This is a genomic window from Streptomyces sp. AM 2-1-1 (assembly GCF_029167645.1).
GTDB lineage: Bacteria > Actinomycetota > Actinomycetes > Streptomycetales > Streptomycetaceae > Streptomyces.
Genome location: NZ_CP119147.1, coordinates 5,686,535 through 5,706,505, shown reverse-complemented (window position 1 = coordinate 5,706,505; position 19,971 = coordinate 5,686,535). Strand labels below are relative to the sequence as shown.

The 19,971-nt window shown below is 72.1% G+C and carries 17 protein-coding genes; 9 read left to right on the top strand and 8 right to left on the bottom strand.

Going from position 1 to position 19,971, the window contains the following annotated elements:
- Window positions 1–43: 43 nt before the first annotated feature.
- Complete coding sequence (locus tag PZB77_RS24865) at window positions 44–2,065, bottom strand: beta-galactosidase (protein ID WP_275494846.1); 2,022 nt, start codon at window positions 2,063–2,065, stop codon at window positions 44–46.
- 305 nt (window positions 2,066–2,370) lie between these two features.
- On the opposite strand from PZB77_RS24865, the gene PZB77_RS24860 reads away from it, so the two are divergent.
- The 4 genes from PZB77_RS24860 to PZB77_RS24845 all read left to right on the top strand — a co-directional run bounded on the left by PZB77_RS24860 (window position 2,371) and on the right by PZB77_RS24845 (window position 6,633).
- A complete protein-coding gene (locus PZB77_RS24860; RefSeq protein WP_275494845.1) occupies window positions 2,371–3,690 on the top strand; it encodes an extracellular solute-binding protein in 1,320 nt (439 codons plus the stop codon).
- Window positions 3,687–4,613, top strand: a complete 927-nt coding sequence (locus PZB77_RS24855; protein WP_275494844.1) for a sugar ABC transporter permease — start codon at window positions 3,687–3,689, stop codon at window positions 4,611–4,613. The genes PZB77_RS24860 and PZB77_RS24855 overlap by 4 nt, the downstream gene beginning before the upstream one ends.
- Window positions 4,610–5,512, top strand: coding sequence for a carbohydrate ABC transporter permease (locus tag PZB77_RS24850; RefSeq protein WP_275494843.1), 903 nt, complete (start codon window positions 4,610–4,612; stop codon window positions 5,510–5,512). Before PZB77_RS24855 ends, PZB77_RS24850 begins: the two co-directional genes overlap by 4 nt.
- A gap of 68 nt (window positions 5,513–5,580) precedes the next feature.
- Window positions 5,581–6,633, top strand: coding sequence for a LacI family DNA-binding transcriptional regulator (locus tag PZB77_RS24845; protein ID WP_275494842.1), 1,053 nt, complete (start codon window positions 5,581–5,583; stop codon window positions 6,631–6,633).
- A gap of 59 nt (window positions 6,634–6,692) precedes the next feature.
- On the opposite strand, the gene PZB77_RS24840 is transcribed toward PZB77_RS24845, so the two are convergent.
- Together PZB77_RS24840 and PZB77_RS24835 are read right to left on the bottom strand one after the other, a co-directional pair.
- Window positions 6,693–7,787 carry an aminotransferase class V-fold PLP-dependent enzyme gene (locus tag PZB77_RS24840; RefSeq protein WP_275494841.1) on the bottom strand — a complete coding sequence of 365 codons (1,095 nt, stop codon included), beginning with the start codon at window positions 7,785–7,787 and terminating at the stop codon, window positions 6,693–6,695.
- Between the two features lie 201 nt (window positions 7,788–7,988).
- Window positions 7,989–9,617, bottom strand: coding sequence for a hypothetical protein (locus tag PZB77_RS24835; protein ID WP_275494840.1), 1,629 nt, complete (start codon window positions 9,615–9,617; stop codon window positions 7,989–7,991).
- Between the two features lie 553 nt (window positions 9,618–10,170).
- Here PZB77_RS24835 and PZB77_RS24830 point away from each other — a divergent pair.
- Window positions 10,171–10,488 carry a chaplin gene (locus tag PZB77_RS24830; RefSeq protein ID WP_275494839.1) on the top strand — a complete coding sequence of 106 codons (318 nt, stop codon included), beginning with the start codon at window positions 10,171–10,173 and terminating at the stop codon, window positions 10,486–10,488.
- A gap of 370 nt (window positions 10,489–10,858) precedes the next feature.
- On the opposite strand, the gene PZB77_RS24825 is transcribed toward PZB77_RS24830, so the two are convergent.
- Window positions 10,859–11,767: a DUF4394 domain-containing protein gene (locus PZB77_RS24825; RefSeq protein ID WP_275494838.1), complete on the bottom strand. Its 909-nt coding sequence runs from the start codon at window positions 11,765–11,767 to the stop codon at window positions 10,859–10,861.
- Between the two features lie 446 nt (window positions 11,768–12,213).
- Between PZB77_RS24825 and PZB77_RS24820 the strand changes: the two genes are divergently transcribed.
- Window positions 12,214–13,281, top strand: a complete 1,068-nt coding sequence (locus PZB77_RS24820; protein ID WP_275494837.1) for a hypothetical protein — start codon at window positions 12,214–12,216, stop codon at window positions 13,279–13,281.
- Window positions 13,282–13,615: 334 nt separating this feature from the next.
- Here PZB77_RS24820 and PZB77_RS24815 read toward each other — a convergent pair whose 3' ends face one another.
- A complete protein-coding gene (locus tag PZB77_RS24815) occupies window positions 13,616–14,347 on the bottom strand; it encodes a DsbA family oxidoreductase (protein ID WP_275494836.1) in 732 nt (243 codons plus the stop codon).
- Window positions 14,348–14,561: 214 nt separating this feature from the next.
- Here PZB77_RS24815 and PZB77_RS24810 point away from each other — a divergent pair, with 214 nt between their 5' ends.
- Together PZB77_RS24810 and PZB77_RS24805 are read left to right on the top strand one after the other, a co-directional pair.
- A complete protein-coding gene (locus PZB77_RS24810) occupies window positions 14,562–15,263 on the top strand; it encodes a 2-phosphosulfolactate phosphatase (protein ID WP_275494835.1) in 702 nt (233 codons plus the stop codon).
- Window positions 15,264–15,485: 222 nt separating this feature from the next.
- Window positions 15,486–16,022, top strand: a complete 537-nt coding sequence (locus tag PZB77_RS24805) for a kinase (RefSeq protein WP_275494834.1) — start codon at window positions 15,486–15,488, stop codon at window positions 16,020–16,022.
- A 51-nt stretch (window positions 16,023–16,073) separates the two neighbouring features.
- Here PZB77_RS24805 and PZB77_RS24800 read toward each other — a convergent pair whose 3' ends face one another.
- From PZB77_RS24800 to PZB77_RS24790, 3 genes are all read right to left on the bottom strand, one after another.
- Entirely contained in the window at window positions 16,074–16,643 is a 570-nt protein-coding gene (locus tag PZB77_RS24800) for a DinB family protein (RefSeq protein ID WP_275494833.1), read from the bottom strand.
- A gap of 133 nt (window positions 16,644–16,776) precedes the next feature.
- Window positions 16,777–17,388 (bottom strand): DUF1349 domain-containing protein, encoded by a 612-nt coding sequence (locus PZB77_RS24795; RefSeq protein ID WP_275494832.1) that lies wholly within the window; start codon window positions 17,386–17,388, stop codon window positions 16,777–16,779.
- A gap of 4 nt (window positions 17,389–17,392) precedes the next feature.
- Entirely contained in the window at window positions 17,393–18,904 is a 1,512-nt protein-coding gene (locus tag PZB77_RS24790; protein WP_275494831.1) for an aldehyde dehydrogenase (NADP(+)), read from the bottom strand.
- A 180-nt stretch (window positions 18,905–19,084) separates the two neighbouring features.
- Here PZB77_RS24790 and PZB77_RS24785 point away from each other — a divergent pair, with 180 nt between their 5' ends.
- On the top strand, window positions 19,085–19,855 hold the full coding sequence (locus PZB77_RS24785) for an IclR family transcriptional regulator (protein WP_275494830.1): 771 nt from the start codon (window positions 19,085–19,087) through the stop codon (window positions 19,853–19,855).
- Window positions 19,856–19,971: the final 116 nt, after the last annotated feature.

The window sequence follows — 19,971 nt, the reverse complement described above, 5'->3', positions numbered from 1 at the left end:
ATACGGGGGCTTACCGGTGGTGCGGCTGGAGCGGTGGCGCGCCTCAGGCGTCGAGCCGTACGACCCGGACCGCGCCCGCCGGGACGGCGAGGTGTCCGGTGGCGGGCTCGCCGGTGAGGAGTTCGGTGCCGGGGGCGTCGAGGGGGATCTTCGTGTCGCCGTCGGTGTGGTTGATGACGAAGAGGTAGCTGTCCCGCTCCCCGGTGCGCAGGACCACCTCCACGTCGTGCGGGAGCGAGGTGCGCGGGGCGATCCGGGCGTCGGCGCAGGCGCGGTCGAGCACGGCGTCGAGGTCGGGGCCGGAGAGCCGGGTGGAGACGTACCAGGCGGTGCCGGCGCCGAGGCGGTTGCGGGTGACGGCGGGGCGGCCTCCGGCGATCCCGTCGGCGTACGACCAGACGGTCTCGGCGCCGCGCGGAACCACCACGTCCGACCAGAGGTCGCCGGTGAGCGAAGGGCCCTCGGGGGTGACGAGGCGGACGGTGTCGCCCTCGCCGAGCGGGGAGAACTCCTCGACGGTCAGGCCGAGTACGTCCCGCAGGACACCGGGGTAGGCGCCGGGGTGGACGTTGTCGTCGGAGTCCACGATGCCGGAGAAGTACGAGACGACGAGGGTGCCGCCCCCTTCGACGTACCGGCGCAGGTTCTCGCCGGCCTGCTCGGTGGCGAGGTAGAGGGCGGGTACGACGACCAGCGGGTAGACCGAGAGGTCGGCCTCGGGGTGGGCGAAGTCCACGGTGAGGTGGCGGTCGTAGAGCGAGAGGTAGTAGGTGTCCGCGCGCTCGCGGGCGTCGTGGTCCTGGCTGGGGCGCCATTCCAGGGACTGCGCCCACCAGGACTGCCAGTCCCAGACCATCGCGGCGTCGGCGACGGTGCGGGTGCCCCGGATGCCGTCGAGGAGGCCGAGGTCGGCGCCGAGCCGGCTGACCTCGCGCCAGATCCGGCTGTCGGTGCCGGCGTGCGGGAGCATCGCCGAGTGGAACTTCTCGGCGCCGGAGAGGGACTGCCGCCACTGGAAGAACATCGCCCCGTCCGAGCCGCGGGCCACGTGCGCGAGGCTGTTGCGGGCCATCTCTCCGGGGCGCTTGGCGGGGTTGCGGGGTTGCCAGTTGACGCCGCCGGTGGAGTGTTCGAGGAGCAGCCAGGGGGCGCCGCCTGCGACGGAGCGGGTGAGGTCGGCGGCCATGGCGAGGTTGACGTGGGTGCGGCGGCCGTCGGTGATCAGGTAGTGGTCGTTGGTGACGAGGTCCACCTCGCGGCCCCACGCCCAGTAGTCGATGGAGTCGCACTGGCTGAGCGCGGTCATGAAGTTGGTGGTGACGGGGATGCCCGGGGCGAGCCGGTGCAGGATGTCGCGTTCGGCGGTGAAGTTCTCGCGCAGGGTGGCGTCGGCGAAGCGGCGGTAGTCGAGCTGCTGGGAGGGGTTGCCGGCGGTGGGGGTGGTGCGCGGCGGGTCGATCTCGTCGAGGGTGCGGTAGCGCTGGCCCCAGAAGGCGGTGCCCCAGGCCTTGTTGACCGCTTCGACCGATCCGTGACGGGCGGTGAGCCAGCGGCGGAAGTGGGCGGCGCAGGTGTCGCAGTAGCAGGCGGAGACGGGGACGCCGTACTCGTTGTGGACGTGCCAGAGGGCGAGTGCGGGGTGGCCGGCGTAGCGGCGGCCGATCTCCTCGGTGATGCGGGCGGCGGCGGCGCGGTAGTCGGGGTTGCTGTGGCAGATGGCGCCGCGTGAGCCGAAGGCGTACCGCACGCCGTCGCGGTTCACCGGAAGCGCTTCGGGGTGCGCGCGGTAGAACCAGGCGGGCGGGGCGACGGTCGGGGTACCGAGGTCGACGCGGATGCCGCCCTCGTGGAGCAGGTCGAGTACGCGGTCGAGCCAGCCGAAGTCGTGAACGCCGGGCTCGGGTTCCAGGAGCGCCCAGGAGAAGATCCCGACGCTGACCATGGTCACGCCGGCCTCGCGCATGAGTCCGACGTCCTCGGGCCAGACCTCTTGCGGCCACTGCTCCGGGTTGTAGTCGCCGCCGAAGGCGAGCCGGTCCAGACCTCGAGGAGCGGTGTGGGACATGGGGGTCTCCTGGCGTTCTCAGCGGTGACGGTGGTCGCCCGTCGCCGTGTCCGGCGGCGGCGCGCCGCCGGACGGTACGGATTACCCCGACCGGTCGGTCCTGCGGTGGCACCGCCACTCCGTGACGGGGCCCGTGGATCCTCTCTGTGCACCATTCTGGGAACGTGCACAGAGCCGGTCGGCGGTGTGAAGCCAAGATAACCGCAGAGTTACAACCATTGACAAGAGGCGGTTCCGTTTCTCTACTGTGAACGCTCACAGCGCACCAATCGCGCTGAACCCTCGGTTCTCGTCAGGGGAAAACCATGAAGCACCGCAACGTCGCGTTGTCCACGGCCGTCGTCCTCGCCGCCTCGGCCCTCCTCACCGGCTGCGGCTCGTCGGACGACGGCGCCGACGACGCGCCCGCCGCCGCGAGCCCGGCCCACCTCACGTACTGGTCCTGGGCGCCCGGCCTCGACAAGGTCGCGGACATCTGGAACAGGGGCGAGGGCAAGAGGACCGGCATCACGGTCACGGTGAAGAAGCAGGCGTCGGGCGACGACCTGGTCACCAAGATCATCACCGCGGCCAAGGCGCACAAGGCCCCCGACCTGGTGCAGGCGGAGTACCAGGCGCTGCCCACGCTCGTCTCCAACGACGTCCTCGCGGACATCTCGAAGGAGGCGGGCGACGCCAAGGGTGCCTTCGCGGACGGGATCTGGCAGCAGGCGACGCTGGGGACGGACGCCCTCTACGCGCTGCCGCAGGACTCCGGTCCGCTGATGTTCTACTACCGCCAGGACCTGTTCGAGAAGTACGGCCTGACCGTCCCGACCACCTGGGACGAGTTCGCCGAGACGGCCCGCGCGCTGAAGAAGAAGTCACCCGGCACCGACCTGACGACCTTCTCCTCCAACGACTCCGGGCTCTTCGCGGGCCTCGCCCAGCAGGCCGGCGCCCAGTGGTGGACCACCGGTGACGACACGTGGAAGGTCGCCGTCGACGACCCGGCGACGCGCAAGGTCGCCGACTTCTGGGGCGGCCTGGTGAAGGAGGGGGCGATCGACAACCAGCCGATGTACACCCCCGCCTGGAACAAGGCGCTGAACACCGGCAAGCAGATCGCCTGGGTCAGCGCGGTCTGGGCCCCCGGCACTCTCACCACGGCGGCCCCGGACACCGCGGGCAAGTGGGCGATGGCCCCGCTCCCCCAGTGGACGGCGGGCGCGAACGTCACCGGCAGCTGGGGCGGCTCCTCCACCGCCGTCACCAACGACTCGAAGAACAAGGGCGCGGCGGCGACGTTCGCCAAGTGGCTCAACACCGACCCCGCGGCCCTCGCCGCGCTGGTGAAGGAGTCCGGCATCTACCCCGCCGCGACCGCCGCACAGACCGGGGGCGCGCTCGCCGAGCCGCCGGCGTACTTCTCCAACCAGCCCGACTTCTACACCAAGGCCTCCGAGATCGCGAAGGGCACCGCCCCCGCCGCCTGGGGCCCGAACGTCAACGTGGCGTACACCGCCTTCAAGGACAACTTCGCCAGGGCCGCGAAGGACAGGTCCGACTTCGGCGCGGCGCTGACCGCGATGCAGGACGCCACCGTCGCGGACCTCGAGAAGCAGGGTTTCGGAGTCTCCGAGTGACACCCGCACGCCGCAGGGGGTCGTACGGGGTCAAGAGCGCCCCGTACGGCTTCCTGGCCCCCGCCGCCCTGCTCTTCCTGCTCTTCTTCGCCCTGCCCATCGGCTACGCCCTCTTCCTCAGCTTCCGCCGTACCGAGGTCACGGGCCTGGGCCTCGGAAAGGGTGCCCGCGACGAGGTCTGGGCCGGCCTCGCCAACTACACCGACGCCCTCTCCGACTCCGAACTGCTGCACGGCGCGCTGCGCATCCTGGGGTACGGACTGATCGTCGTGCCCGTGATGCTCGGCCTCGCACTCGTCTTCGCCCTGCTCCTGGACACCGAGCGGGTCCGGCTGCGCGGCTTCACCCGGCTGGCGATCTTCCTGCCGTACGCCATCCCGGGTGTGGTGGCCGCGCTGATGTGGGGCTTCCTCTACCTGCCCGACGTCAGCCCGTTCTTCTACGCGCTGGACCGCCTCGGGCTGCCGCAGCCGGATCTGCTGGACGGCGGACCGCTCTACGGCGCCCTCGCCAACATCGCCGTCTGGGGCGGCACCGGCTTCAACATGATCGTCATCTACACCTCGCTCCGGGCGATCCCCGCCGAGGTCTTCGAGGCGGCCCGGCTGGACGGTTGCTCACCGTGGCAGACCGCCCTGCGGATCAAGATCCCGATGGTGGCGCCCTCGCTGGTGCTGACGTTCTTCTTCTCCATCATCGCCACGCTCCAGGTGTTCAGCGAGCCCACCACGCTCAAGCCGCTCACCAACTCCCTCTCCAGCACGTGGAGTCCGCTGATGAAGGTGTACCAGGACGCCTTCGTCAACAACGACATCTATGCGGCGGCGGCCCAGGCGGTCATCATCGCCGTCGCCACCCTGGCCCTGTCCTTCGGCTTCCTCCGGGCGGCCAACTCCCGCAGCAAGCAGGGTGACGCACGATGAGCACGCAGACCCTCCCGGCCGACACCGGAACCTCCCGATCCGCCCGCACCCCCCGCGCCGGCCGCCCGCCGCGCCGCTTCGCGGCGATACCGACGGCCGCGCTCCTGCTCGGTGCCGTCTACTGCCTGCTGCCGGTGCTCTGGGTCGTCGTGGCGTCGACCAAGTCCGGCAGCGAGCTCTTCTCCACCTTCACCTTCCTGCCCGGCTCCGGGTTCACCGACAACGTCTCGGACCTCTCGGCCTACCGGGACGGCGTCTACTGGAAGTGGATGGGGAACTCCGCCTTCTACGCCGGGGTGGGCGCCCTGCTCTCCACGGCGGTGTCGGCGGTCTCCGGGTACGCGCTGGCCGTGTACCGCTTCCGGGGCCGGGAGACGATCTTCAACATCCTGCTCGCCGGGGTGCTCATGCCGCCGGTGATCCTCGCGGTCCCGCAGTACCTGCTGCTGGCCGAGGCCGACCTCACGGACTCGTACCTCTCGGTGCTGCTGCCCGTCCTCCTCTCCCCGTACGGCGTCTATCTCGCCCGGATCTACGCGGCGGCCGCCGTACCGCCGGACGTCATCGAGGCCGGCCGGATGGACGGCACGGGAGAGTGGCGGATCTTCCGCGCGATCGCGCTGCCGATGATGCTGCCGGGGCTGGTGACGGTCTTCCTCTTCCAGTTCGTCGCGATCTGGAACAACTTCCTGCTGCCCTACATCATGCTGAGCGACGACGAGAAGTTCCCGGTCACCCTGGGGCTCTTCACCCTCCTCCAGCAGGGCGCGAACACGCCGGCCCTCTATACCCTGGTGATCACCGGCGCGCTGCTGGCGATCGTTCCGCTGATCGCGCTCTTCCTGGTCGTCCAGCGGTTCTGGAGCCTCGACCTGCTCAGCGGCGCCGTAAAGTCCTGACCATCCCCTCCGGGGCCCACCGGAACCGTCCTTCTCCCGGGGGCCCCGAAAACGAAAGAACACGCACCATGAGCCGCACCGAACCGCCCCCGTCCTCCGGGCAGCCGGGAAGGGGACGCCGCCGGCCGCCGACGATCCACGACGTGGCCCGCGAGGCGGGGGTGTCGCGCGGGACCGTGTCCCGGGTGCTGAACGGTGGCCACAACGTCAGTCCGTCCGCCCTCGAAGCGGTCAACTCGGCTATCCGCAAGACCGGTTACACGGTCAACCGGCATGCCAGGTCACTGATCACCGGCCGCTCCGACTCGGTGGCTTTCCTGCTGACGGAGCCTCAGGAACGGTTTTTCGAAGACCCCAACTTCAACGTGCTGCTGCGGGGTTGTACGAGCGCCCTCGCCGCCCACGACGTACCGCTGCTGCTGATGATCGCGGGCACGGAGGCCGAGCGGCGCCGGAACATGCGCTACATCGCCGGCCACGTGGACGGCGTCCTGCTGGTCTCCAGCCACTCCGGCGATCCGGTGGTCGCCCAGCTCCACGACGCCGGAGTACCGGTCGTGACCTGCGGGAAGCCGCTCGGGCAGGGCTCGAAGGTCAGCTACGTGGCGGCCGACGACCGGGACGGCGCCCGGGACATGGTGCGCTACCTCCACGCGTCGGGGCGCCGCCGGATCGGTACGGTCAGCGGTCCCCTGGACACCCCGGGCGGCGTGGAGCGGCTGGCCGGCTACCGGGAGATGCTGGCCGAGTGCGGGCTCCCCTACGACGACGACCTGGTCGTCGCGGGCGACTACAGCCGGGCCGGGGGCGAGGCCGCCGGGACGCTGCTGCTGGACCGCGCCCCCGACCTGGACGCCGTCTTCGTCGCCTCGGACCTGATGGCACAGGGCGTGCTGACCTCGCTGGAGCGGGCCGGGCGGCGGGTGCCCGAGGACATCGCGGTCGGCGGCTTCGACGACTCCCCGGCGGCGCTCGACTCCCGGCCCGCACTGACCACGATCCGCCAGCCCTGGGACCGCATCAGCGCCGAGATGGTGCGGGTGCTGCTGGCCCAGATCGGCGGCGAGGACCCGGCCGCGGTGATCCTCCCCACCGAACTGGTGCGGCGGGAATCGGCGTAGCAGTACCTCGGCGCCATGACGTCGGCGCGGTACGCCGGGAGAGCCGGACGCCGGAGGTCTCAGCCGATCACGTCGAGCGCCCGGTCCACGTCCGCCTCGGTGTTGTAGAGGTGGAAGGCGGCCCGCAGGTTGCCCGCGCGGTCGGACACGCTGATGCCGGCCCGGTCCAACTCCGCCCGGCGCCCGCCCAGTCCGGGGGCGGCGACGATCGCCGAATCGCCGGGGACCGTGTCGTGACCGAGGCGCGCCAGCCCCGCCCGGAAGCGGGCGGCGAGTCCGGTGGCGTGCGCGTACAGCGCGTCGGGGCCGATCTCCGCGAGCAGGGCCAGCGACCGCTCCGCCCCGTAGTAGGAGAGGAAGGCCGGCGGCGTGTCGAACCTGCGTGCCGAGGAGGCGAGCCGCTCGACGGGACCGTAGGTGCTGTTCTCCGTGTCCGCGCCGGCGACCCAGCCGGCGAAGACCGGCGTCAGCGAGTCCTGCGCTTCCTCGGTCACCGTGAGGAACGAGGCACCACGCGGACAGAGCAGGAACTTGAACCCGCCGGCCACCGTGTAGTCGCACTCCCCCGCGTCCAGCGGCAGCCATCCCGCCGCCTGCGTGGTGTCGAGCAGCACCCGGGCCCCGTGCGCGGTGGCGGCGGCCCGTACGGCCGCGAGGTCGGCGACCCGGCCGTCCGAGGACTGCACGGCGGAGAGCGCGACGAGCGCCGTGGTGGGCCGCACCGCGTCGGGCAGCCCGGTGAGCGGGGCGTACCGCACCCGCAGATCCCCCCGGTGCGCGAAGGGCGCGACGACCGAGCTGAAATCGCCCTCCGGGCAGAGCACTTCGGAACCGGCGGGCAGCGAGGCGGCGATCAGCCCCACGTGCACCGCGACCGCGCTCCCGACGGCGACCCGGTCGGCGCCGACGCCGACGAGCCGGGCGTACCCGGCCCGCGCGGAGTCCACCACCTCCAAGTCACCGGCGCCGAGCGGTCCGCCCTCGGCGTTGGCCCGGGCCAGTCCGGTGACCGCGTCGACGGTGCGGCGGGGCAGCAGACCCGCGAAGGCGGTGTTCAGGTAGGTGGTGGACGGCGCGAACTCGTCGGCGGCCGCGCGGCGCAGCGTGGCGAAGTCGGTCACGGGAGCGGTCGGGATCAGCGGCGTGGTCTCCATACGTCCACCCTCGGCCGCCCGCCCCGCCGCGTCAATGAGGCGGGGCCAGCGCGCGCCCGGGGTGCGCCAGGGCCCGCCCGGCGTGCGCCCGGGGTGCGCCAGGGCCCGCCCGGGGGCCGCCCGGGCGGGCCGATCACTGCTCGCGAATCACGGCCGACGGGTCACGGCGCGCGCATCGGACCGGCGCATCGGACCGGCGGATCAGGCCGTGCCGCCGGTGCCGGTACGGGTACGCCGCCTGCGGGCCAGGAACGCGACCCCTCCGCCGGCCACCAGGGCCAGGGCGCCGGCCGCGGCGATGGCCGGTGTGGCGCCGCTCCCCGTCGCGGCCATGGTTCCCGAGGTGGTCGGCCCCGCGGCCGGGGCTCCGGTTCCGGTCTGTACGGACGTGGCCCGTCCCCCGGCCTTACCCGCGTCCGGGTCCGCGTCCGATGCCGTCGCCGTCGGTGTCGGTGTCGGTGCGGCACCGTCGGCCGAGGAGGTCGTCCGCACCGTGAACCGTGCGGTGTTGTTCGCCCGGTGGGCGTCGGCGTCCAGCTCACTTCCCCACACCGTGCCCACGGTGAGCTCGCCCGAGGTGGTGGCGGGAGCGCCCTGCTCGACCTTCACGGTGAACGGGAACGTCACCGTCTCCCCGACGGTGAACGGCGACTCCACCGCGCACATGTACGCCGGTGCGCCGGGTTCGGAGCCGTTCGTACCGCCGCCCGTCCACACCCCGCACTTCGGGGGGATCTTCACCGCCGTGGTGCCCTCGGGGATCTCGACCAGGACGCCGACCTGCGCGTCCGAGTTCAGCAGATTGAAGACGGCGGGCCCGTCGTTGCGCACCTTCGCGGCCAGCACGGCCTCATGACCGGGGGTGGCGTCCGCGGTGGCGCCGGTGAGCACGGTGTCGGCGGTGTTGTCCGCCTCGATCTGCCACGCCGCGTGATCGTTCGCCGGCTTCGGCGCGCTTCCGTCCTCGACGAGTCCCAGTACCTGTCCGCCGGAGGGGTCCGCGGGTGCGGAGGCGGTGGCCGCCGCGACCCTGTAGTCGACGAACTCGTAGAGAGCCGTGGACTTCACGGTCACGCCCACGGGGGTGGAGAGCCGGTAGCGCTTGCCCGGTGCGACCGGAGTGGCGAGGTGGCAGACCGCGCCGGCCAGCGGCTGGCCGCCCGACGAGGGAACGCCGGTCGTTTGTTCATAGGTGCAGTTGGCGAACTGCTGGGCGAAATCCAGGCCGGGAGTGGCGGCAAGGGTCAGGTCGACGCCGTCCGCGGTGAGCGAACCGGCGTTGTACACCGCGATCGGCGCGTCCAGCGTCGAGCCGGGTTCGGCTCCCTTCAAGTCCGGAATCCTGGTGACGCCCAGCCCCAGCGCTCCGACGGTGACCTTGACGGTCATCTCCGCCGGAGCGGCGTTCGACGAGGTGACGAAGAAGCGGACGGTGCCCGTGGCGCCGAGCGCGGCGTCCGGCTTGGCGTCCAGGTCGAGGAGCCCGCGGGCCTCGTCACCGGGGACGATCTCCTTGGGATCCCAGGCGCACAGGTCGTCGACGCAGGTGGAGTCGAAGTCGGCGAACGCACTGACACCGGAGATGTCGAAGCTGACGACGACGTCCTCGGCCGCGACGTCGGCCGCCGTGTTCTCCACTCCCCAGCTGATCTGCTGGGAGTCCTCGGGATAGGGGGGCAGCGGCAACCCGACCTCGCTGCGGGCGACCGACAGCTTCAGCGTGGGCGCGTCCTCGGCGTGGGCGGACGGACTCACCACGACGGTGCCGAGCACCACGGTGAGCGCGGCGGTGAGAGCCGCCGGCCAGGAACGCCGGAAGGCGGATGACATCGGTGGTTTTCCCTTTCGTCAGCCGGAGTTGTGGCTCCGGTTGCCTGGTGTGACGAGCCGGTCCGACAGAAGGTTGTGCCCGCGCCGCACATTCGTGCCATGGCCACCGGTCCTGCCGGTGGGCGCACGGGTCGAGGGGGCCGAGCGCCCCGTGCGGGCGGCACCAGCATCGCGCCGGTGAGCCTCGTGCACCGGGCGTCGCGCCGTGGTCCCGCGCGCGGCCCGTCACCGGGGCCCCGTCGCGTCCGACGGGCCGTCCACGTCGTCAGGTGGTCGGCCGCCGGTGTCCACCCCGCCGCTCCGCGTCCGCAGCACGTTCGAGGGTGAGGGCCGGATGGCGCTCCTGGGGGTCGTCATGCCGTCGAGGGCTTCGCACAGCGCCGGGCGGAAGTGCCGCGGGGTAGCCGGCCGAGTCCGACGGCGCACGGGAGGGCGGCCGTACGGGGGGCTCCGAGCGGTGGCCAGGCGTGTCGGCGGGCAGGCGGCCGGCGGGCCCGCATCGTGGAAGGAGCTGTCGCGACCGAGCGGCGGCACTGGAAGTGCGGAGAGCTCAATGTTGAAGCTGAGAAGCACGGTGGTTCTGGCAGCGGCCGCGGGCGCGCTGATGTTCGCCGGTGCGGGCACGGCCGGCGCGGACGCCGGAGCGCAGGGCGCCGCCTTCGGCTCGCCGGGGGTGCTGTCAGGCAACGTCGTCCAGATCCCGATCCACATCCCCGTCAACGCGTGCGGGAACTCCCTCAACATCGTCGGCCTGCTGAACCCGAGCTTCGGGAACACCTGCGTCAACGGCGGCGGCTACGACCGCGGTTACGGCGGCCACGACGAGAAGCAGAACGGCCACGAGGGCCACATGGGCGACTACGGCAAGTAGGTCCCCGGCTTTGACGGGCCGAGGTGCTCGGGGGCCCCGGTCAGGTGGTGCCGACCGCACGCGCCTGGCCGGGGCAGCGGTGATCCGCATCCTCGGCCCCGAGGATCCGTCCGTGGCCGAGCCCGACTGCGCCGGTGCCGACAGGTTTTCCTGTCGGCCCCGGCGCAGTCGGGCTCGGTTGCCGTTCTGCCGCAGTGCGACGTCGACGACCTGGCGGCAGACCGTGAACGAGTCGGCGAGCGAGGACGATGCTGGTGGGCGGGGCGGTGGTGACCACGGGCACCACCGCCCGTCCCCGTGCGTCCCTGCCCTCACGTGCGCGAGGACTCCCCCGGTTTCGGTCCGACGAGGCCGTCGGACCGCGCCTGACCTACTTGCGGCTGCCGGTCGTGCCGCCGCCGGTGTCCATGCCGCCGCGCGGGGCGGTACCGCCCTGGTCGAGGGGAAGGGCGATGTCGAAGACCTGCCGGCTGCCGGGGAAGGCGCCCAGGCGCTCGGTTGCTCCGTTCAGGACGTTGACGCGGTACAGGCCGTAAGCGCTGTTGGTCCTGAGGGCGGCAAAGCCCTGGTTGGTTCCCGCCTTGGGCGAGTAGTAGATGTCGAAGCCGGCGGACGGGCCGGCGTTGACACCGAGGGCGCCGGTGGGGGCGAGGGTGCCGGCGTTGGCGGGAGACTGCAGGGAGACACGGTCGTTGGTGGTGTCGATGTCGAACAGCGTCGTCGCGGTCGTCGTGTCGAGGTCGTTGTTGGTGTACGCGGCGCCGGTGACGCCCAGGGCGGTGGTGGGCGTGGTGGCCGGCGGGACGGCGGGGTTGGTCAGCGTGCCGTCGACGGTGGTGGTGCGCGGGGCCGCGGGGTCGTCGATGTTGTGGCGCAGGTTCTGACCGGTGTCGCTGATGACGCGGAGCCGGTTGGCGGCAGGGTTGAAGTCGACCCCGAAGTTCTCGCCCTGCAGCGCCACCGTCAGCTGGGAGACCTTGCTCGCCTTCGCGTCACCGCCGAGGGCGTAGATGCCCCCCTTGTCGCCGACGCCGTACAACGTGCCGTTCTGGACCCGGAAGTCGATCCCGACCAGCGCACGGTCACCGTCGAGACCCCGCACCCGGGCGGCCGAGCGCGTCGATGACGGCGCGTCCACGGAGAAGCTGACGAGCTGCTGGTCGATCGTGAGACCGACGGCCCGCAGGCCGTCGGAGTACTTCTCGTCCGCCGCAGCGGCGGACCCGCAGACTCCGGTCAGCGTGAGCGCGAGGGCGGGGACGAGCATGGCTGTACGCATACGATTCTCCCAGAGGGACACGCCCGGACCGAACGCCAGGGCGTCACCCTGTGACCCAAACACGGCACCCCTGCCACAGCACGTCGCGGAAGCCATTGGAGCAGCCGGCGTTTCTGCCCCGTGGCCCGCCGAGGCGCGGCAGCTGCGAATGTGGGGCATCGGGTGAGGCCCTCGGCCGCACCTGCCCGGCCGCCCCACCCGAAGCCGGGAGCCGGAGCGGGGCCCCGGCCCGGGCGGAGAGGGATGAGCACGCACGGGCCAGGGGCCGTGCACGCTGAGTCAAGAGGGCCTGCCGCGTGGTCGATACGTTGACCCGCGTACGCAGAGATCGAATTCTTCTCCGACAGAGGCCTGCGAGCTGTCACGGAAGCACCGGAGCGCGGGATCTTCGCACTTTGTCGATGCGGCTCCTTCCGCACACCGCTCGCGTGAGAGAAAGAGTCACCTTGCTATTCACCATCGGGCGACTTGCCCGCGGCTGGGGTGCGACCCTCGCCGCCATCATCGGAAGCCTCGTCCTCCTGGCGGGAACGGCCAGTCCTGCGGCGGCCGCCGAAACGGACTGGTCGAACGTCGGCGGCAGCGCCAGAGCCTATTCCGGCATTTACTCGGTGACCATCAATGGCGCTACGTACGAGGTCACCAGGGGCACCGACAACAACGTGTGGTTCCGCTACAACGGCGGAAACTGGAATCCCCTCGGTGGCGACCAGTCGAGCAGGACCACGTCCCCACCGCGCATCATCGAATGGCCCGCAGGACGTGCCATGGTGCTCGTCAGGGGGCTTGACGGCGAGATCTGGTACAGCCAGGTCAACAGCGGGTCCGCCAACTTCTGGGCACCCTGGGTACGTCTCCCGGCCGGCGCCGCCGCCATCGGCGCTCCGCTGCCGACTGTCGTCGCGGGGGGTCTCTTCATCGACACACCGAACCAGTACCGGCAGATCAGCGTCCTGTCGCTGTACATGGCGAACGGCGTGGTGACGCCTGTCGGCGGCTGGAGGGTGAGCAGCCATGCCGTACTTTCCACGAACGCGCGGGACATCGAGGGCGACAGTCAGATCGCCGTCTACGGCACGGAGCGGTACAACACCGTGATGCGCTCCTTCATCACGGGAACCGACCATCACGTGTGGATGATCACGAGTGACGCGAGCGGCGGCAATACCACCGTGACACAGGTGGACGGAGCCGCCGTCTGCGACAGCGGCGTCGGTGCCGCCCGGCAGGGCAACCCCAACACCGTCGTCTCTCCGGGTCAGTCCGGGTACGCCGGTCAGCAACGCGTGTTGATTTCCTGCATCGGAAGTGACGGATACGTCTGGGAGAGCCTCTCCACCGACGGCGGCCTCCACTTCGGCGCGTGGACACGTCCGGCGGGCTCCCCGGCACCCTCCCAGGTGACGCCGGCCGTCAACGCCACGGCCAACTCCTTCACCATCAACATCAGATGGGACGGAACACGGAGCGGAGCCTTCCCCGACAACTCCATCGTGGGCAAACGCATCAACTGAATGACGCCGGCAGATCGGACACCGCCTCGGGGACGAACGGCCACGGACGCCACGGGGACGGTGCGGGCAACACGCGGAACGGCCTCAGGAGGCGCGGTGTCGGGGCCGTTCGCACTCTCCGCCGTCGTCGCGTCCGTACAGAGGGCCGGAGCGGGGAGGGAGCCGGGGCGCGGGAGGTCGAAGACCGCTCCCCCTCCCGGACGGGGAGACCGGACACGCCCCGCACCTTCCGACGCCATACGTCGGCGTCGGGGGTGCGGGGCGTGTCCCTCGTACGGCCCGGGTGGGAGGAAGCCCGAGGGCTCCGGGCCGTACGGTCGGCGCCCTACGGAGGTCAGGCGGTCGCGGCGCCCGGCTGCGGGACCTCGCAGGCGCCGTCGGCGTCGCACGCCGCCGCGTCGTCGCCGATCGGGGTGAGGGCGGTGACCTCGCGGTCCTTCCACGCCTGCTCCAGCGCCTGCGCGAAGACCTCGGAGGGCTGGCCGCCGGAGATGCCGTACCGCCGGTCGAGGACGAAGAACGGGACGGCGTTGGCGCCGAGTTCGGACGCCTCGCGCTCGTCGGCGCGTACGTCGTCGGCGTAGGCGGCCGGGTCGGCGAGCACCGAGCGGGCCTCCGCCTCGTCGAGACCGGCCTCGACCGCCAGCTCGACGAGCACCGCGTCGTCGTAGACGGAGCGCTCCTCGGCGAAGTTGGCCCGGTAGGCGAGGGTCAGCAGCTCGTCCTGGCGGCCGCGGGCCTTGGCGAGGTGGAGCAGCCGGTGGATGTCGAAGGTGCTGCCGTGGTCGCGGCCCTCACTTCGGTAGCCGAGCCCTTCGGCCTGCGCGTTCGCGGCGACGTTGCCCTCCATCGCGACGGCCTCCTCGCGGGTGCGGCCGTACTTCTGCGCGAGCATGTCCACGACCAGGTCGGTGTCGCCCTTGGCGCGCCCCGGATCCAGCTCGAAGGAGCGGTGAACCACCTCGACCTGATCACGGTGGGCGAACCCCGCCAGCCCCTTCTCGAAGCGGGCCTTCCCTATGTAGCACCAGGGACAAGCGATGTCCGACCAGATCTCGACGCGCATGTCTTGCTTCTCTCCAGCTCTTCCCGTGACGGGCACGGGCTCGGTGAGTCGCGCGGAGGACCCTCCGCACCCGAGCGGGACAACACGGGAGGGCCCGCGCGGATTCCCGCCGGGGCGACCGGCCCCGGCCCGTCGGCGGTCGCGCTCCGTCGGTGCGCGTGATCCACGCCACTCCTCGGGCGCCGCGGTACGGGCATGCACGATCATGACCGCCATGGACGCCTCATTTCTCGGTATCGATGACGTGACCCGGACCCCGCAGGTGGCGGTCGTGGTCGACGTGATGCGCGCCTTCACCGTGGCCGCGTGGGCCTTCGCCCGCGGGGCGGAGAAGATCGTGCTCTCCGGGTCGCTGGACGAGTCCCTGGCGCTCAAGGCCCGGCACCCCGAGTGGGTGACGCTGAAGGACGGTCCGCCCGCTCCCGGGTTCGACGCCGTCAACTCGCCGGGCCTGCTGCGCTCGGTCGACCTCGGCGGGCGGACCGTGGTGCAGAAGACCACGGCGGGCACCGTCGGCGCCCTCGCCGTGAAGGACGCGCCGCTGGTGCTGTGCGCGAGCTTCGTGGTGGCGCAGGCGACGGCCGACGTGCTGCGGGCCGGTGGGAGCGGCAGCGTCACCTTCGTGGTCACCGGCGAGGACGGCAAGGCCGACGAGGACCTGGCGTGCGCGCAGTACATCGCCCAGCGGGCGGCGGGCTCCGGGACGGACGCTGCCGAGTTCCTGCGCCGGGGAGACGAGTCGCTCGCCGCCACCGAGCTGAGGGAAGGGGTGCGCGAAGGCGTGCACCCCGACGACGTGGCGCTCTGCCTCGAACTCGACCGGTTCCCGTTCGCGATGGTGGCGGCCCCGGAGGGCTCGCTCATGGTCCTGCGTCCGCGCACCGTGCCTCCGACGGACCTCAGTCGTCGTCGCTGACCACGAGGCACAGCACCAGGCGGGTGGCGCGGCGCGGGGTGTCCGGGTCGGCGGTCCAGCCGTGGTGGGCGTAGAACGGAGGGACGTGACGGAGGGGACGCGGGGACGCGGGGGTCCGGTTCCGCGCGGGCGCGCACCGGCGCCGGACGCCGGCGCGCCGGGCCGCCGTACGCCTCGCGGTACCACCGCGCGTCGGGGTGCCGCGCCCCGTAGGCTCCCGGGATGAGAACCGGCACCGCCCAGACCCGTCTCGTCGTGGTGCGCGGCAACTCCGCTTCCGGCAAGTCGGCCGTCGCGTCCGGGGTGCGGGACGGCTTCGGCCGCGGGGTGGCATTGGTGGGGCAGGACAACCTGCGGCGGACCGTGTTGCGCGACCGGGACCGCCCGGGGGCGGCGAACATCGGTCTGATCGACACCGTCGCCCGCTACTCCCTCGACGCCGGCTTCCACGTCGTGCTGGAAGGCATCCTGTACGCCGACCACTACGGCGACATGCTGGCCCGGCTCCGCGCGGACCACCGCGGTCCGACGTACGGCTACTACCTGGACGTGCCGTTCGAAGAGACGCTGCTGCGGCACGCGACCAAGCCGATCGCCGAGGTGGTCGGGGAGGACGACCTGCGCTCCTGGTACCGCCCTCTCGATCTGCTGCCCGGCGGCACCGAGACCGTGATCGGGGCGGACAGCGCCCTCGCCGACACCGTCGCGCGGGTCCTGCGGGAGACGGGCCTGGACCGGCTCCCGGCCATGGACCGCTGACCGGCCGCACGGGGGGGCTCCCCCGTGGGGGCGGGGGTCCTCAGGCGCGCCTCACTGTCCCACCCGGCCGTCGACGCACTCGCGCAGCAGGTCGGCGTGGCCGCAGTGGCGGGCGTACTCCTCGATCCGGTGCACCAGCAGCTCCCGGACCGCGATGCCGTCCTTTCCGAGGCGCTCGCCGAGGTCGGTGTGGCGTGCCAACGCGGCGTCGGTGGCCGCCTGTTCGCGGGCGAGGTCCTGGTACGCACCGTCCACCGCGGCCTGTTCGGCGAGGGCTCCGTCGAAGTCGCCGTCCCGCACGCCGTAGAGCTTCGGCAGCGGTTCGCCGTCGCTGATCCAATTGCGCCAGTCGCGCTCGACCTCGGCGAGGTGGCGGACCAGGCCGAGCAGCGACATCGTCGACGGCGGGACGGCGCGGCGGGCGAGCTGCTCCGGTCCCAGACCCTCGCACTTCATGGTGAGGGTGAGGCGGTAGTTCGTCAGGTAGTCGACCAGCGTGGCGAGCTCGCCCTCCGGGCTCGCTCCCTCGTTCTCGCGGGGGTCCTTGTCCGGGTCGGTCCACATGTCGGGGTAGACGGTGGCCTGGGTCCATCGCTCGGGTTCGTCGCTCATGGACCGCATGATCGGAGAAGCGGCCCCGACGCGCAACGGCTTTCTCACGGAGTGCGCGGCACCGGGCCGGTACGTCGTTGGACCGGGCCCACCCCGCCCGCCGGACGGAGATGGCGGGCGGGGCAGGCGCGGGGCGCGGTCCTCAGCTGCCGTCGCGCAGGTCGGCAACGCCTTCCTGGCGGAAGGCGATCCGGTCGAAGGCGGCCTCGCAGCCGTCGCCGACGGGTGCCTGGACGAGGAAGCCGGCCGAGGCCGACGCCGCGGCCTCCGCGTCACCGAGGGCGAAGACCCGGACGAAGGTCCAGGTGACGCCGTCCGGCGAGGCATGGAAGGCGAAGGCGCCCCCGGTGCGGCTGAGCCGCAGCCAGAAGGTGTCGCCGTCCACGGTGAAGGAGTTGACGTCGTCGGAGACGCCCCGGGTGACCACCGTGCAGACGGTGGGCACGGCCGGTGAGAGCTCCAGGCAGACCTTCGCCCAGTCGCGCTCCCCGACGTGGAGGTAGAGGACGCCGGCGTCGTAAGCGCCCGCGAAGCCGACCTTCACCCGGGCGAGGAGCTGGAAGTCGCCGGGGGGCGGGGTGCCCAGCAGGCGGGGGGCGTCGCTCGCCGGTTCGAGGGAGTCGCCGCCCGGGGGCACGAAGCGGTCCTGCCGGGCCCCGGCGCGGCCGGTCAGAACACCGCCCTCGTAGGTCCACTTGCCTTCGGGGCCGAACGGCTCCAGCTCGAAGGGGAGTTCGGGAAGTCGCACGGTCATGTCGTCATCCGTTCACCCGGCGGGGCAGGCCCAGCGGGTTGTCGTCGCGCAGTTCGGGAGGGAGGAGGCCTTCGGGGGTCGACTGGTACGTCACCGGGCGCAGCCAGCGTTCGATGGCGGTGGCGCCGACCGAGGTCGAGGTGGACGTGGTCGACGGGTACGGGCCGCCGTGGTGCTGGGCGGGGGCGACGGCGACACCGGTCGGCCAGCCGTTGACGAGTACGCGCCCGGCGAGCGGGATGAGGGAGGCGAGGAGCCCGGCGGCACCGCCCGCCGCTTCCTCGCCCGAGATGTGCAGGGCGGCGGTGAGGTTGCCGGGGAGGCGGCCGAGCACGGCGGCGACCTCGTCCGGGGAGCCGTACCGGGCGACGACGGTGACCGGGCCGAAGCACTCCTCCAGGAGCGCCTCGTGCGGGCCGTCCTCGGCGAGGCGGGAGGCGGGGACGGTGAGGAAGCCGGGGGCGACGGCGTGTTCGCCGCCGTCGCCGGGGGTGACGGGCGCTTCCACGTCGGGGAGGGCGGCGCGCTCGCGTACGCCGGCGACGAAGGCGTCCCGCATCCGGTGGTCGAGCATGACGGCGGGCGTGGTGTCGCCGACGGTCGCGGTGAGGGTCTTGACCAGTCCGTCACCGGGCTCGCCCGCCGGGACCAGGACCAGTCCGGGCTTGGTGCAGAACTGTCCGGCGCCCATCGTCATGGAGGCGCCGAGTCCGGCGCCGATCTGTTCGCCGCGCTCGGCGGCGGCGGCCTCGGTGACGACGACGGGGTTGAGGGAGCCCAGCTCGCCGTGGAACGGGATGGGGGCGGGACGGGCCGCGGCCGCGTCGAAGAGGGCGCGGCCGCCGCGGATCGAGCCGGTGAAGCCCGCGGCGGAGATCAGCGGGTGGCGGACCAGTTCCACGCCGGCCTCGAAGCCGTGCACCAGGCCGATGATCTCCTCGGGCAGTCCGTGCTCGGCGGCGGCCCGGCGGAGCAGGGAGGCGCTCAGCTCGGAGGTGGCCGGGTGGGCGGGGTGCGACTTGACGACGACCGGGCAGCCCGCGGCCAGCGCGCTCGCGGTGTCGCCGCCGGGTACGGAGAAGGCGAGCGGGAAGTTGCTGGCTGCGTAGACGGCGACGACGCCGAGCGGGATCTTCCAGCGGCGCAGGTCCGGCCACGGGGGGGTGCGGCTGCCGTCCTCGTGGTCGATGTGGATGTCGAGGAAGGCACCCTCCTCGACGACCTCCGCGAAGGCCCGCAACTGGGCCGCCGTGCGGGCGAGTTCGCCGGTCAGGCGGGCTGTACCGAGCGCGGTCTCGGCATCGGCGGTCGCCACGACGGATTCCTCGGCCCCGGCGAGCAGGTCGGCCGCGGTGCGCAGGAAGGCGGCGCGCACGGTGCGGTCGGCGAGTGCGTCGCGGACGGCGTGCGCCGCCCGGACCACACGGTCGACGTCCTGCGCTGTAGCCTCCACCGCAACCTGCTCGCGCGGGTTCCCGGTGCGGGGGTCGACGCTCCAGACTGGTGCTGCTGCCACCGTTTTCCCTTCCGTACTCTCTGCCACACGTCAGGACGTTGTTCGGTATTCTGAACAACGTTCCTCATCGTGAATGTCCTGGAACTCTATTTCCGGGCGTTCCGCGTTGGCAAGAAGTCACTGGCAAGAAGTCACAGCGAAGTCACGGGTTTCCGGAGAAGGTTGGAAGGGGCGAGGGCGATGTCGGCTGCCGAGTCTGGTGGGGCACAGGTCAAGTCCGCGGTGCGGACGGTGGAGCTCCTCGAATACTTCGCGGGGCGCCCCGGGATGCACTCCCTCGCGGCGGTGCAGGAGGCGGTGGGGTACCCCAAGTCCAGCCTCTACATGCTGCTGCGCACCCTCGTCGAGCTCGGCTGGGTGGAGACCGACGCCACCGGCACGCGGTACGGCATCGGGGTGCGCGCCCTGCTGGTCGGCACCTCGTACATCGACGGCGACGAGGTGGTGGCCGCCGCCCGCCCCACCCTCGACCGGCTCTCCGACGACACCACGGAGACCATCCACCTGGCCCGGCTCGACGGCACCAACGTGGTCTACCTCGCGACCCGGCAGTCCCAGCACTACCTGCGCCCCTTCACCCGGGTCGGCCGCCGCCTGCCCGCCCACTCGACCTCGCTCGGCAAGGCGCTGCTGGCGACCTGCAGCGACGAGCAGGTGCGCAAGTTGCTGCCCGAGACGCTTCCGGCGCTGACCGAGCACACCCTGACCGACCGCGAGCAGCTCATCGAGGAGCTGCACACCATCCGCGAGCAGGGGTACGCGGTGGACCGCGAGGAGAACACCCTGGGGCTGCGCTGTTTCGGCGTGGCGATCCCGTACCGCACGCCCTCGCGCGACGCCATCAGCTGCTCGGTGCCGGTCGCCCGGCTCACCCCCGCCCACGAGCAGACGGTGAAGGACGCCCTCTTCGACGCCCGCGACCGGCTGACGCTGGCGACCCGCCGCCTCTGACCGCGTGCCGGGCGGCCGCGAGGTCGTGGAGGACTCCGGCGCGGCCCGCTCCGAGGTCGGCGGCAACGGCCCGGCAGCGCCGGTCGCGCGGAAGATGATGGAGGCGGCGCTCGCGT

Coding starts and splice junctions, on each gene's coding strand:
- PZB77_RS24865 (WP_275494846.1), bottom strand. CDS start 2,065: ATGTCCCACACCGCTCCTCGAGGTCTGGACCGGCTCGCCTTCGGCGGC.
- PZB77_RS24860 (WP_275494845.1), top strand. CDS start 2,371: ATGAAGCACCGCAACGTCGCGTTGTCCACGGCCGTCGTCCTCGCCGCC.
- PZB77_RS24850 (WP_275494843.1), top strand. CDS start 4,610: ATGAGCACGCAGACCCTCCCGGCCGACACCGGAACCTCCCGATCCGCC.
- PZB77_RS24845 (WP_275494842.1), top strand. CDS start 5,581: ATGAGCCGCACCGAACCGCCCCCGTCCTCCGGGCAGCCGGGAAGGGGA.
- PZB77_RS24840 (WP_275494841.1), bottom strand. CDS start 7,787: ATGGAGACCACGCCGCTGATCCCGACCGCTCCCGTGACCGACTTCGCC.
- PZB77_RS24835 (WP_275494840.1), bottom strand. CDS start 9,617: ATGTCATCCGCCTTCCGGCGTTCCTGGCCGGCGGCTCTCACCGCCGCG.
- PZB77_RS24830 (WP_275494839.1), top strand. CDS start 10,171: ATGTTGAAGCTGAGAAGCACGGTGGTTCTGGCAGCGGCCGCGGGCGCG.
- PZB77_RS24825 (WP_275494838.1), bottom strand. CDS start 11,767: ATGCGTACAGCCATGCTCGTCCCCGCCCTCGCGCTCACGCTGACCGGA.
- PZB77_RS24815 (WP_275494836.1), bottom strand. CDS start 14,347: ATGCGCGTCGAGATCTGGTCGGACATCGCTTGTCCCTGGTGCTACATA.
- PZB77_RS24810 (WP_275494835.1), top strand. CDS start 14,562: ATGGACGCCTCATTTCTCGGTATCGATGACGTGACCCGGACCCCGCAG.
- PZB77_RS24805 (WP_275494834.1), top strand. CDS start 15,486: ATGAGAACCGGCACCGCCCAGACCCGTCTCGTCGTGGTGCGCGGCAAC.
- PZB77_RS24800 (WP_275494833.1), bottom strand. CDS start 16,643: ATGCGGTCCATGAGCGACGAACCCGAGCGATGGACCCAGGCCACCGTC.
- PZB77_RS24795 (WP_275494832.1), bottom strand. CDS start 17,388: ATGACCGTGCGACTTCCCGAACTCCCCTTCGAGCTGGAGCCGTTCGGC.
- PZB77_RS24785 (WP_275494830.1), top strand. CDS start 19,085: ATGTCGGCTGCCGAGTCTGGTGGGGCACAGGTCAAGTCCGCGGTGCGG.